Raw genomic sequence first — 13,848 nt, 5'->3', positions numbered from 1 at the left:
GCTGGCTTTATGACCACCCACCACAAATAAGGGGTCAAAGTCCTAAAGTTAGGACTTTTCAAACAATGCCATCGATTCTAGATGACTGGTATGAGGGAACATATCCAGCATACCTAATTTAGTTAATTTATAGCCTTGCTCTATCAAGCTTTGACTATCCCTAGCAAGGGTAGCAGGATTACAAGAAACATAAACTACACGCTGTGCGCCAAGCTCAGAAACTTGATCGATGATCCCACTCGCTCCCGCGCGTGCCGGGTCTAATAATACTTTATCAAACCGCTCTGCGGCCCAGGCTTGGCCTTCAAAATCTTGCTCAAGGTTAGCGTGATAAAATTGCGCGTTATTGATTTGGTTCAAAGATGCATTGTTTGTGGCTTTTTCTACCATCTCTGCAACACCCTCTACTCCAACCACGTGCTTAGCTAATTTCGCAACTGGTAAACTAAAGTTGCCTAAACCACAGAACAAATCTAACACTCGGTCACTCTTTTGTGGGTCTAACCACTCAACCGCTTGCTTGACCATTTGTTGGTTTACACCTTGGTTTACTTGAATAAAGTTATTTGGTGCAAAAGGGATTTTCACTCCAACTTCTTGATAAAAAGGCATATCGCCTTCGATAAGGTCTAATTGTTCTGTCGATGGCATCAAGTACAACGATGCGCCATGACGTTTTGCCAACTCCGTTAGAGATTGAGTTTCACTCGTTGTCAGAGCGCTCAAGTGGCGCAGCGTAATACACGGCCCATTATCACCAAGTACCAGCTCTACATGACCCAATTGTTCCGGCTTTTTGAACGCTTTTAGGGCTGAGTAAATCTCTGGCAGCAAAACATTCAGTTCCGGTGCCAGCACTGGGCAATCGGTCACTTGCGCAATTTGCTTACTCTGCTTTTTACGGAAACCAAAATGTAGCTGACGTGTTTTTTTATCAACAAACAAGCTCACTCTCGCACGGCGACGGTAGGCCTGCGAATATCCCAATAACGGGGCATCTAGTTCAATATCACTGCCTGAAAATTTTCGCATTAGCTGACGCAACGTTTGCTGTTTGTACGTCAATTGTTGGTCATAATCTAAATGCTGCAAATCACAGCCACCGCACTCATGATAATGTGGGCAAAATGGCTCCACACGAGCTTCACTCGGCTTAAGGATTTTAATCAACTTACCGCGGGCGAACTTGCTCTTTTCTTCCACCAATTGAGTGACCACCTCCTCACCCGGCAGTGCTCCATCGATAAACAATGGCTTCTTTTTGAGGTAAGCAATGCCTGCGCCGTGGTGATCTAAACGCTCTACTTGCACTGCTTGGTGCCGAGTATTGAGTTGGGTTTTCTTTTTCGGTTGAAAGATGCGTGCCATGCTCTATGCCTGATTTATGTGTAATTGCTCTTCGGCTTCACTATTCTTGATTGCAGCCGTTGTGTGATTCGAGTGACTTGATTATGCTTACCGTTTATTCGGTGACGTCACTTCTTTGCTCAAGGCTTTATCGTGCGCTTGAGAAATAATGCGTTATTTTCCCATATCCAGACTCCGATGTAATTAGATAACATGACCAGATATGGCTTACGAGCACGTGTAATTACACTAACTCTCGCTCCCACTCTCATTATTGGTTTATTACTGAGCGGCTTTTTCTCATTTAACCGCTACCAAGACCTTGAGAAACAAGTTATCACCACTGGTAACAGCATTATTGAGCCGCTGGCGATTGCCAGTGAAACTCATCTACTATCAGAAAGCCGAGAGGCGGTACGTCGCTTGATAAGCTACGCGCACCGAAAAAACTCCAAACTGGTTCGTAGTATCGCGGTATTTGATGAACATCATGAGCTCTTTGTGACCTCTAACTTTCATCCTAATTTTGAAGCCTTGATGTTTCCCAAAGATAAACCGATCCCGCAACTGGGTAATTCGGAAATCTACGAAAACTCACTGATATTGCGTGTCCCCATTTTGTCAGAAGGTCACTACTTAGCGGAGTTGTCGAACGAAAGCCAAGGCACAAAAGCGATTGGTTACATCGCCGTCGAGTTAGATCTCTCCTCCTTGAGGCTGCAACAGTATCAAGAAGTCTTTTCTGCTTTTTTAGTTCTGGTTCTCGGTCTTGGCTTAGCAAGTGTGTTTGCTTCACGTCTAATGCACGATGTGACCCAACCTATCACCCACATGAAGAATGTCGTTGACCGCATTCGCCGCGGTCATCTTGATGTGCGTATCGAAGGCAAAATGCACGGTGAGTTAGACCAGCTAAAAAATGGCATCAACGCCATGGCGGTATCGTTATCAGAATATCACGTGGAGATGCAGCACAGTATAGACCAAGCCACGTCCGACTTACGTGAAACGCTTGAGCAGTTAGAAATTCAGAACGTTGAGCTGGATATCGCGAAGAAACGCGCGCAAGAAGCGGCCAGGGTTAAGTCAGAGTTCTTGGCGAACATGTCGCACGAGCTGCGTACTCCGCTCAATGGGGTGATTGGCTTTACTCGTCAAATGCTTAAAACGCAGCTTTCTAACAGCCAAATGGATTACCTACAGACGATTGAGAAATCGGCGAACAACTTGCTGAATATCATCAATGACATTCTCGACTTCTCGAAACTTGAAGCGGGTAAGCTGGCGCTGGAAAACATTCCTTTTGATTTCCGAGAAAGTTTAGAAGAGGTAATTAACCTACAAGCCACAAGTGCACATGAGAAAGGGTTAGAAATCACCCTAAAAGTGGACCCTAAAATTCCACCAGGTTTAGTTGGGGATCCACTACGTATCCAGCAAATTTTGACGAACTTAGTCGGTAACTCAATCAAGTTTACCGAGCGAGGCAACATTGATGTTAGCGTAGAAATGCGCTCTCAATCAGGAGACTCCGTCGAACTGCAATTCATGGTGCGTGATACCGGTATTGGTATCTCTGAGCGTCAGCAAGCGCAGTTGTTCCAAGCCTTTAGCCAAGCAGATGCAAGTATTTCACGTCGTTACGGCGGTACTGGTCTTGGTCTGGTTATCACTCAGAAACTGGTGAGCCAGATGGGCGGCGAAATCAGTTTAACCAGCCGTCTACACCAAGGTTCAACCTTCTGGTTTACGGTGCGCTTGCACTCAACCGAGATGCCAATGAGCGAACTGATTGAAGTGGAACTTCTGACTGGGAAGCAGTTACTGCTGATTGAACCAAACATGCAAGCCGCATCCGTAACCCAACAGATTCTAAGTCAGGAGGGTATTTTAGTAACCTACCGCTCTTCGCTACCAAACAACGAAGAACAATATGATTATGTACTGTTGAATTTAGCGGCCAACCAGACTCACGATGCGGAAGTTATTACACCTTGGATAGAACAAGCGAAACGTATGGCTCCGAGTGTTCTCCTAGGGACACCGAGTACCGAATTGGCGCTTGCGGACCAAATAATGACAGAGCATCACGTCCAGTGCCTGACCAAGCCATTGTCTCGCCGTAAATTGCTACAAAGCCTGATTAGCGAACATGTAGAATCCCCACCGGTATTAAGCGCTCCAATTACGCCAAGCGAAGGGGACCGTTTACCTCTGACTGTACTAGCAGTGGATGACAACCCTGCAAACTTGAAGCTGATCTCTGCACTGCTCCGCGAACGAGTAGAAACCGTCACCGCCTGTAGCAATGGCCAGCAAGCGGTGAACCTGGCGACAGAGAAAAAGTACGATTTAATCTTCATGGATATCCAAATGCCACAAATGGATGGGGTGACCGCTTGTAAGCACATTAAAGAGTTGGAGTTAAATAAAGACACGCCAGTGATTGCGGTAACGGCGCATGCCATGGCTGGGGAACGAGACCGCTTGCTCTCGGCAGGAATGGATGACTACTTGACCAAACCTATTGAAGAGCATGTACTACAACAGGTTTTGGTTCACTGGAACCCTAATGCTTGTACAGAGAGCATTGGCAAAGTCGCCCCTTCATACGTTGATGAACCTGAAGGAAGCGCACCACAATCCGTTTCTTCACCTCAACAGGATGTGATTATTGATTGGCAAGCAGCCTTGAAACAGAGCGCGAATAAAGAGGATCTCGCCAAAGATATGCTGCGCATGTTGATTGAGTTCATCCCTGAAGTAGAAGCGGTTGTTGACCAAGCTCTAGAGCAAGAAGATATCTCTCGTGATGACCTAATTCATGTAATCCATAAGCTGCACGGCAGTAGTTCATATTGTGGCGTTCCAAGACTGAAGTCACTCTGTGCGACGCTTGAGCAAGCACTGCGCTCAGGGGTCAGTCTTGAGGAAGTTGAGCCTGAAATGTTCGAGCTGCAAGATGAAATGATTAAAGTAACAACAACCGCAAAGTTATACCTTGAACAGTGATCTATTGAAGAGAAACAAAAGCCAGAGCAAATGCTCTGGCTTTTTAGTATTTTGTTTAAGACTTACAAGCTAGGATTCAAAAATGACCGTCGCCACAGCGTAATGACGCTCATCGGAAATGGACAGGTGAATGTGGTTAACGCCCATCGCATCCGCTATTTGCTTGGCTGTGCCCGTCAATGCGAGCACTGGTTTTCCAAGCTCATCGTTCGAGATGGAAAAGTCGTGAAACGTGACCCCTTTTGCGATCCCTGTTCCCAGTGCTTTTGAGGCCGCTTCTTTAACTGCAAAGCGCTTAGCAAGATAACGACCTTGCAGCTTAAGCTGTGAGAATTTGGCCATTTCTTCTTCTGAAAGAATCCGCTGAGCAAAAGGTTCACCACTACGAGCTAACGCTTTTTCAATACGCTCAATTTCTGCAATGTCGGTCCCTAACCCTATAATCGCCATCTAGATAGCCCTATGACTGGCGAGCCTCAATCATCAGTGCTTTCATGTCAGCAACCGCTTTATTTAAACCATCAAATACTGCGCGACCAATGATTGAATGACCAATGTTGAGTTCGTAAATTTCTGGTAATGCAGCAATTGGTGCGACATTGTGATAAGTCAGGCCATGCCCGGCATTAACAATAATACCTAGGTCATGTGCATAACTCGCACCAGCAGCAATCTTCTTCAGTTCAGCTTGCTGTTCGTCTTCTGTCGTCGCATCTGCATAGTGGCCAGTATGTAGCTCAATAAACGGAGCGCCACACTTTTTCGCAGCTTCAATCTGTTGACGGTCAGCATCAATAAAGAGCGAAACTTTAATGCCGGCATCTGTCAGCTTTTTCGTCGCAGCTTTAATTTTTTCAAGCTGCCCTACAACATCTAAGCCACCTTCCGTCGTCAGTTCTTCACGCTTTTCAGGCACTAGACACACAAACTCTGGTTTAGTTTGCAGCGCAATCTCAACCATTTCGTCCGTCACTGCCATCTCTAGATTCATACGCGTTTGAATGGTTTCACGCAGAATACGTACATCACGATCCAAAATATGGCGACGGTCTTCACGTAAGTGGATAGTGATACCGTCCGCGCCTGCACGCTCTGCAATTTCAGCAGCGTGAACAGGATCTGGGTATTTTGTACCACGTGCATTACGTAGAGTGGCAATATGGTCGATATTGACGCCTAAATAAATTGAGCTCATTTTCCGTTACTCCGTGCTCTGGGGGTCTGAATGAAAAATTCACGACTTTTTAAAGGTTTGCCGCCAAGATACGGCTTTAAGGCTATACGTGTAAAGCGTTTTGCCGCTTTTAGCTGCTCTTTAGTGACGAACCGCCGCTCACTGATAGCAATCAGTTCATTCCCTAAAAACGTGAGGTTATCGCGCCTAACCGAAGCAATAAACCCTTTCTGTTCCCGGTAACGATAGGTCATTTCTGGATCGACGGGCTCGCCGGTACCTGCACAATGCAAAAAATCCACGCCATACCCCATCGCAGACAGCAAGGCTAACTCAAAACGACGCAGTGCAGGCTCAGGGTTCTCGTTGTGCGCCAACTCGGTTAACGCATGCAAATAATCATGAAATAGTGCTGGCATCGGCACTTCAGCCATCAAAATACGGCCAATCAGTTCATTGACGTACATGGCTGAGTAGAGATTAATGCCCGTTAACGGCAAACCTAGACTTATCGGCTCGGCTTGACGCAAAGTTTTCATTGAGCCTTTCCCCGACCATTTAAGTAATAGCGGGGTAAAAGGTTGCAATGCGCCTTTTAAGTTCGAACGCTTACTGCGCGCGCCTTTGGCCATTAAAGTCATTCGGCCATATTCCTCACTAAATACATCAAGGATTAAGCTCGATTCACTGTAAGGGCGTCGGTGCAATACAAAACAGCGCTGTAAACCTTCGGAAGACAGATTACTCATCTAAGTCATTGTGCCTAAAAAGTGTGAAATAAAAAATAAGGAGCCGAGCGGCTCCTTATTTTAATCGATACTGATTTTTCATCGATGTTGGAGCGAAGCACCTTCGCAGCCAAGATTATAAATCGTCTATATAACCCAACGAACGCAACGCTCGTTCGTCGTCTGCCCAGCCAGATTTCACTTTTACCCAAGTTTCTAGGTAAACCTTACGACCGAACAATTCTTCCATATCTAAACGCGCTTCGCGACCAATGGTTTTAATCTTCTCGCCACCTTTGCCAATCACCATTTTCTTCTGGCCATTACGCTCAACAAGAATCAAGGCATTGATGTGGAAACCGTCGGTTTCTGGGTTGTAATCAAAACGTTCAATCTCAACCGTTACTGAGTATGGCAGCTCTTCACCAGTAAAGCGCATCAGCTTTTCACGCACAATCTCAGACGCCATAAAACGCTGAGAACGGTCAGTCACGTATTCTTCTGGGAAGTGATGCGTTGCTTTAGGTAAGTGATTACGCACGTGCTTACGTAGTACGTCAATGTTCTTACCTTGCTTGGCAGAGATTGGCACAACATCCACGAAGTCCATCTTCTTCGACATCTCCGCCATGTGTAGCATCACGTCGTTACGATCTTGTACGTTGTCGACTTTGTTTACACAAAGCACAACTGGGAAGTTCGATTTTTGAAGTTTGGTCAGTACCATCTCATCGTCTTTAGTCCAATGCGTACCATCGACTAAGAAGAACACAAGGTTTACATCACTCAATGACGAGTTAGCAGCACGGTTCATCAAACGGTTGATCGCACGCTTTTCTTCAATGTGAAGTCCAGGCGTGTCGACGTAAATCGCTTGGTAATCGCCGTCCGTATCCACACCCATAATACGGTGGCGTGTCGTTTGCGGCTTACGAGAGGTGATCGAAATCTTCTGACCCAAAATCTTGTTCAAAAGTGTCGACTTACCTACGTTTGGACGACCAACAATAGCAATAAAGCCACAGTGTTGGTTTTCTGGCGAGCTTGGCTCACCTTGTGATGCGAAAAACGCATCGATATCGAATTCGTTATCAGCCATTTGTTAATTGCTCAAGTGCTGTTTCAGCAGCCGCTTGTTCTGCCTTGCGGCGGCTGGTGCCTTTACCGATTACAGGCTTATCCACACCTGCTACTTCGCACTCAACCGTGAACTCTTGGTTGTGCGCTTCACCTTTAATATTAGTCACTGTGTAGACAGGCAGCGGTTTTCTTCTGCCTTGTAGGAACTCTTGTAGGCGAGTTTTCGGATCTTTCTGTGAAACGCCTGGTTTAATGGCTTCAAGGCGTGACTGATACCAACTCAGTACAATGCCTCGCACAACTTCAAGATCACTGTCTAGGTAAATTGCGCCAATAATGGCTTCAACCGCATCGGCTAAAATAGAGTCTCGGCGAAAACCGCCACTCTTCAATTCACCTGGACCTAATTTTAAATAATCTCCTAGATCGAATTCACGACCCAGTTCCGCCAATGTATGTCCGCGAACCAAAGTAGCACGCATGCGGCTCATGTCACCTTCGTTCACTTTTGGGAAACGATGGTACAGATCATCAGCGATGACAAAACTTAAAATTGAATCGCCCAGAAACTCAAGACGTTCATTGTGCTTACTGTTGGCGCTGCGGTGCGTCAGCGCCAAATTGATAAGCCCGGCATCTTGAAACTGGTAGCCGAGCTTTCTCTCTAGTTTATCAATTGGAGAATTCATACTCTCTCGATATTTGAATGGTTAGTGAATGCCACCGATGCGGTTAAAACGCACACCAGTTGGAATCCATGAAGGTAGAACACTATCTGCGCCACGATCAAACTCGAAGCTGATCCAGATCGCGACAGCTTTACCGACTAAGTTTGCTTCTGGAACAAAGCCCCAGTAACGGCTGTCAGCACTGTTGTCACGGTTATCACCCATCACAAAATACTGACCTTGTGGTACAACCCACTCTGTCGTGCCGCTGCGTGGGAAATATTGCTCCACGCGGTTACGCACAAGAGGGTTAACCAAAATATTGTGCTCAACGTTACCCAATTTTTCATCCAGTTGGATCATTGGAATACCGTTCGAGCTAAACTGACTTTCTTCAACATTGCTCAGTTTAACTGGCTTACATGCCGATTCGCCTTGGCTTTGCACGCAAAGCTGCTTATCACTTGAATAACGCACGATATCACCAGGTAAACCAACTACACGCTTAATGTAGTCCACACTTGGTTGTGGTGGGTATTTGAATACCACGATATCACCACGCTCAGGCTTACCAGTTTCCACTAGCTGAGTACGCCATACTGGGTCTTTTAGACCGTACGCGTACTTCTCAACTAAAATGAAATCGCCAACCAGCAAGGTAGGCATCATTGAGCCTGATGGGATTTGAAATGGTTCGTAGATAAAAGAACGTAATACTAAAACGAACGCGATCACAGGGAAAATAGAGACGCTATTTTCAACCCACCAAGGCTGACGCTCAACTTTTTGCAAGGTCACTGCATCCAAACCATTAGACGTCTGAGCTTGAATCTCAGCCAGTTTTTCCTGACGCTTTTTCGCGAAAACCAGCTTTTCCAATAGCCAAACCACGCCAGTTACCAAAGTCGCAATAACCAACATCAGTGAGAATGTATTCGCCATTAAATTCCCTTATCTAAAAATACGAAAGTGAAAGAGCCGAAACCCTTTCACTTATTTTAATATCTAACGTCTTAAGACCGACAAGTGTGAGACAAAGTTCAACTTTAGTCTTTACCTACGTGAAGGATGGCTAGGAACGCTTCTTGAGGCAGCTCAACGTTACCGATCTGCTTCATGCGTTTCTTACCTTCTTTCTGTTTCTTCAGAAGTTTCTTCTTACGACTTACGTCACCGCCGTAACATTTCGCAATAACGTTCTTACGCAACTGTTTTACCGTTGAACGAGCGATAATGTGGTTACCAATTGCCGCTTGGATTGCGATATCAAACATTTGGCGAGGGATGAATTCTTTCATCTTCTCTACCAACTGACGACCGCGAGTCTGAGACTGATCTTTGTGTGTGATCATCGCCAATGCATCAACAGTGTCACCGTTAAGAAGAACGTCTACACGTACCATGTTCGAAGCTTCAAAACGCTGGAAGTTGTAATCCAAAGATGCGTAACCGCGTGATGTTGATTTCAGACGATCGAAGAAATCCAGTACCACTTCAGCCATTGGAATATCGTAAGTCACAGCGACTTGGTTACCGTGGTAAACCATATCAACTTGACTGCCTCGCTTTTCAACACACAGAGTGATTACGTTACCTAGGTACTCTGAAGGCACAAGGATATTACAACGTGCAATCGGTTCACGAATTTCTTCAATGTCATTGATCGCTGGTAGTTTTGCTGGGCTATCAACATACAGCAGATCGCCATCCGTCTTCTCAACTTCGTAAACGACCGTTGGTGCTGTGGTGATAAGATCCAAGTCGTATTCACGCTCTAGACGCTCTTGGATGATTTCCATGTGCAACATGCCAAGGAAACCACAACGGAAACCAAAGCCAAGTGCCGCAGAGTTTTCTGGCTCGTAGAATAGCGATGCGTCGTTAAGGCTTAGTTTGCCTAGTGCGTCACGGAAGTTCTCGTAATCGTCAGAAGATACAGGGAACAGACCTGCGTAAACCTGAGGTTTAACTTTCTTAAAGCCTGGTAGCGGTTTATCACAACCATTCTTCGCTAGAGTCAGCGTATCACCAACAGGAGCACCAAGAATGTCTTTGATGCCACAAACAACCCAACCTACTTCACCAGTACGAAGGGTATCGGTATCTACTTGTTTTGGCGTAAAGATACCAAGGCGGTCTACACCCCAAACTTGGCCCGTACTCATCACTTTGATCTTATCGTTCTTCTTCAGTTCGCCGTTTTTAATACGCACTAGAGAAACAACGCCAAGGTAGTTATCAAACCATGAGTCAATGATCAGCGCTTGTAGTGGCGCATCTGGATCACCTTCCGGTGCTGGAATCGCTGACACAATGTTCTCTAGAACGTCGTCAACACCGATGCCTGTCTTCGCAGAACAGCGAGTTGCTTCCATTGCATCGATACCAACGATTTCTTCAATTTCTTCCGCTACACGCTCAGGATCAGCTGCAGGTAGGTCAATCTTGTTTAAGATTGGCACAACCTCTAGATCCATTTCGATCGCGGTGTAACAGTTAGCCAGTGTTTGAGCTTCAACACCTTGACCCGCATCCACAACCAATAGCGCACCTTCACAAGCCGCTAGAGAACGTGATACTTCATATGCAAAGTCAACGTGCCCCGGAGTATCGATGAAGTTCAGCTGATACGTCTCACCGTCTTTAGCGGTGTAGTTTAGCGTCACACTCTGAGATTTGATGGTGATGCCACGCTCACGTTCAAGATCCATAGAATCCAGAACCTGTGCGGCCATTTCACGATCGGTTAACCCGCCACAAACTTGGATTAGACGGTCTGATAGGGTCGACTTACCATGGTCGATGTGGGCGATAATCGAAAAGTTACGAATGTGCTTCATAGATTTAGGGTGACTAACTCTTTACAAATAGGGACAGTAAGAAACGCCATCTACTGACGGCATTTCAATCAAGTTGGCAGATTCTACCGAATTTCGTTAACGGGCGCACGTAATTTAAAGTACATACCCAAATAACCTTTAGTGGAGGGGGACAGCACTTACTGGATTGGCTCTCCAAGTACCCGAACGAGGGTAACTTGGCGCTTGGATTCATCTTCTAACGGACGAGAAACACGTTTTGCGACCCACATTCCACCAGCGGCAAACAATACCGAAGCCAATATGATGATGCCTTCCCCGCCGGCTGTCAGCGGCGCTAATAGGAAGTGACCAAACATCGCACCGATAATCAAACCAAACAATGGCAGTAAATAAACCGCCATTGCTGATTTTATTAGGCTCGACTCAGGAAAACCAATCTCGACGACTTGACCTATTTTCACCGATTTATCCGTGCGCAGGTGCCAAGATAAACTCTTGTTACCAATGGCTTTAGTAACAACGCCCGTTCCGCAGCTTTTCTGTGAAGAGCAACTACTGCAACTGGTCTGCTGTTCGCAACTTAAATCAATTTCGTATTGCTTACCGCGACGATGCACGTCTGTCACGGTAGCCAACGCGGTCATCATTGTTGTTTACTCTTTGTTACATTAAATGTGACAGATTGGGCGATACGCTGTGCTGTGGTCGGTGGAATGTCTCCTACGACGGAGATTTCATGTTGACCGCTCACAAAACTGTGTAGCGTTCTTCTGCCTTGGCGAACCAACTGCCCTTTTAACGAATGCTCATCTTTGTTTGCTACGTAAACAGAGAAGCTAAACAGACCATCAGAATACAGCTGACTCTCCACCATTTGGTTAGTAACGGCCATACGATAGCGGTTGAGCTCGTTCGGCTCGAAACCCTCAGGGATCCAACCAACCTGCCAATTACTGGTCCCAATATCGCCTTTTGGCATGGTTAGAACAGCAGGTAATTGAACATCTTGCAAGCCACTCATTAACTCTGCGATTTTTGGGTTTACCGTGTAAGAAATAGTGCGATATTGTTCAAGCATTTCACCATCGCGGTCCACAAGGTCGGCACGTAACGGCAATTTACTCTTTTCATCGATCCATAGTACGTATGAATAGCGCAGACCGTCTTTAGGAACAATACGCAGCACTTGTGTTGCCACACCAGCTTCACGAGCTCTGCCCACTTTTACATAGTCGTAATACAAATTTAGCTCATCGATATTGGTGTTGAGCATAGGCATCGTCGGAGCGACCATTTTACCTGACTCGATGGTGAACGGTTCTAAACCCGTTTCGATATAACTTACTTCAGTTCCGCGACGAATCACTTCACGCACAGGGCCACTTAAGTAGACAAGATGAGCATATTGATCGTCACCATGCGTGGCATGACGATACAGCAACGGCTCAATGCTGTTCTTTTTGATAAGGATATAAGAGAGTTCGTAACTTAAATTCTTACTCGCCTCGCTCATTTGATGCAATAAAGCCTCCGCTGGCTTATCACCAGCAAAGGCTTGAGAAGACATCATACTGAACAGAGCGCAAGCGCTGATCAGAAATTTTTTCATTCAATATCCGGATTCAGATTTGCATCTTGTTGAGATGCATCACTGTTAATTCGTAACTGCAATTCGTAGTCTCGCAGCATAGCATGAACACGCTTGCGCTGCTCTTGCATATTTGCCTCGCCTACAGAACGTTCTACAGACTCACGAGTCAAACTCACTGGTTCTGCGCTGCCAGCAAACGGAACCGTCTGCAATACAGGTAATTGATCTGTTTGCGGCGACATTGAATCGCTACCACCGTACTGCTGTACACCTAAAATAACAACAAGCGATACACATGCAGCAACAGCAACTTGACCAAACTGCGTCAACCAACCTGGCAACTGACGTTTTGCTTTTTGCGGTTCTGGTTGCGACTCTTTTGGCGTATCCGCAATTGAGATAACATTTGCACTGTGCGAATCAAACGCACGGTGTGCAGGTTCATCTTCTAACGCTAACGCCACGCTTTCAGCAATATTCCACTCAGGTTTTGCTGGCGCTTCGCCTCGCATCACATCACCAATCAGGTGATAGTTCTGCCAAGCATCACGGCTCTCTTGGTCTTGCTCTAACTCTTGAATTAAAGCCTTATCGACCAATTCTCCATCCATGAGAGCTGAAAGTTTTTCTTTGTCAGCCATTATTTTCACCATAGTTATTACTTGTACTAGCGTTGCAAAAGAGGTCTGATTTTCTTTTCCACCGCCTCACGAGCACGGAAGATACGCGATCGTACCGTTCCTACCGGGCAATCCATCACTTCTGCAATTTCTTCATAACTCAAGCCATCGAGCTCTCGTAATGTCATTGCGGTTTTTAAATCTTCAGGTAAAGCTTCGATTGCACTGAACACCACCCGTTGCAATTCTTTGGACAACGTTAAGTTCTCAGGGTTCGATATTTCTTTAAGTGCACTACCTGTTTCGTAAAATTCAGCATCTTCAGCATCGACATCTGTCGCTGGAGGTCTACGCCCTTGAGCAACAATGTGATTTTTCGCAGTATTCACTGCAATGCGATACAGCCACGTATAAAACGCACTTTCCCCACGAAAGCTAGGGATAGCTCGGTAAGCTTTAATAAACGCTTCTTGTGCTACATCTGGTACATCGCCAGGATTACTAACGTATCTGGAAATAAGATTACATACCTTATTCTGGTACTTTGTTACCAACAGGTTGAATGCTTGCTTATCGCCATTCTGAACTCGCTCAATCAATACTTGATCGGTCAGCTGCTCGTTCATTCGAGCGGATACTCCTATTTGTTATGCCCCTACTCTTCTCAGATATGGGTACTAATTATGCAAAACGTAGTATTGACACCACTGCTTACTTGAGCACTATTGTGACCCTAACGTGAATGAGAAAGTTCCATGGTTTCTCAAGTTTTTTGTCATTGTTTTTTCACAGTGTGATGTCTGTAC

13 protein-coding genes are annotated in these 13,848 nt (G+C 45.8%); 1 reads left to right on the top strand and 12 read right to left on the bottom strand.

Features of this window, described 5'->3' with window-relative positions; genetic code table 11:
* Positions 1-48: 48 nt before the first annotated feature.
* A complete protein-coding gene (gene rlmD / locus R7Q41_RS11490; RefSeq protein ID WP_318108926.1) occupies positions 49-1,368 on the bottom strand; it encodes a 23S rRNA (uracil(1939)-C(5))-methyltransferase RlmD in 1,320 nt (439 codons plus the stop codon).
* 192 nt (positions 1,369-1,560) lie between these two features.
* Between rlmD and barA the strand changes: the two genes are divergently transcribed.
* Positions 1,561-4,359: a two-component sensor histidine kinase BarA gene (barA, locus tag R7Q41_RS11485; RefSeq protein WP_318108924.1), complete on the top strand. Its 2,799-nt coding sequence runs from the start codon at positions 1,561-1,563 to the stop codon at positions 4,357-4,359.
* Between the two features lie 69 nt (positions 4,360-4,428).
* Here the strand turns inward: barA and acpS are convergent, their stop codons facing one another.
* From acpS to rpoE, 11 genes are all read right to left on the bottom strand, one after another.
* Complete coding sequence (acpS, locus tag R7Q41_RS11480) at positions 4,429-4,809, bottom strand: holo-ACP synthase (RefSeq protein ID WP_005380927.1); 381 nt, start codon at positions 4,807-4,809, stop codon at positions 4,429-4,431.
* Between the two features lie 10 nt (positions 4,810-4,819).
* Positions 4,820-5,554 (bottom strand): pyridoxine 5'-phosphate synthase, encoded by a 735-nt coding sequence (gene pdxJ / locus R7Q41_RS11475; RefSeq protein ID WP_005384579.1) that lies wholly within the window; start codon positions 5,552-5,554, stop codon positions 4,820-4,822.
* On the bottom strand, positions 5,551-6,282 hold the full coding sequence (gene recO / locus R7Q41_RS11470) for a DNA repair protein RecO (protein WP_005384578.1): 732 nt from the start codon (positions 6,280-6,282) through the stop codon (positions 5,551-5,553). Before recO ends, pdxJ begins: the two co-directional genes overlap by 4 nt.
* Before the next feature lie 115 nt (positions 6,283-6,397).
* Positions 6,398-7,360: a GTPase Era gene (era, locus tag R7Q41_RS11465; protein WP_005380931.1), complete on the bottom strand. Its 963-nt coding sequence runs from the start codon at positions 7,358-7,360 to the stop codon at positions 6,398-6,400.
* On the bottom strand, positions 7,353-8,030 hold the full coding sequence (rnc, locus tag R7Q41_RS11460; RefSeq protein WP_005380932.1) for a ribonuclease III: 678 nt from the start codon (positions 8,028-8,030) through the stop codon (positions 7,353-7,355). Before rnc ends, era begins: the two co-directional genes overlap by 8 nt.
* A 21-nt stretch (positions 8,031-8,051) precedes the next feature.
* A complete protein-coding gene (lepB, locus tag R7Q41_RS11455) occupies positions 8,052-8,951 on the bottom strand; it encodes a signal peptidase I (RefSeq protein ID WP_005380933.1) in 900 nt (299 codons plus the stop codon).
* Positions 8,952-9,055: 104 nt separating this feature from the next.
* Positions 9,056-10,849, bottom strand: coding sequence for a translation elongation factor 4 (gene lepA, locus R7Q41_RS11450; protein WP_005380934.1), 1,794 nt, complete (start codon positions 10,847-10,849; stop codon positions 9,056-9,058).
* 158 nt (positions 10,850-11,007) lie between these two features.
* The gene (locus R7Q41_RS11445) at positions 11,008-11,478 is read right to left on the bottom strand and encodes a SoxR reducing system RseC family protein (protein WP_149191724.1); all 471 of its coding nucleotides are present in this window, start codon (positions 11,476-11,478) and stop codon (positions 11,008-11,010) included.
* Entirely contained in the window at positions 11,475-12,440 is a 966-nt protein-coding gene (gene rseB, locus R7Q41_RS11440; RefSeq protein ID WP_130544998.1) for a sigma-E factor regulatory protein RseB, read from the bottom strand. The genes R7Q41_RS11445 and rseB overlap by 4 nt, the downstream gene beginning before the upstream one ends.
* Entirely contained in the window at positions 12,437-13,063 is a 627-nt protein-coding gene (locus R7Q41_RS11435; RefSeq protein ID WP_005380944.1) for a sigma-E factor negative regulatory protein, read from the bottom strand. Before R7Q41_RS11435 ends, rseB begins: the two co-directional genes overlap by 4 nt.
* A 26-nt stretch (positions 13,064-13,089) precedes the next feature.
* Entirely contained in the window at positions 13,090-13,668 is a 579-nt protein-coding gene (rpoE, locus tag R7Q41_RS11430) for an RNA polymerase sigma factor RpoE (protein ID WP_005380946.1), read from the bottom strand.
* Positions 13,669-13,848 lie beyond the last annotated feature (180 nt).

Origin of the sequence: Vibrio sp. 2096 (genome assembly GCF_033339595.1) — a bacterium.
GTDB classification, from domain to species: domain Bacteria; phylum Pseudomonadota; class Gammaproteobacteria; order Enterobacterales; family Vibrionaceae; genus Vibrio; species Vibrio alginolyticus.
This window is presented reverse-complemented; position numbering and strand designations above follow the sequence as displayed.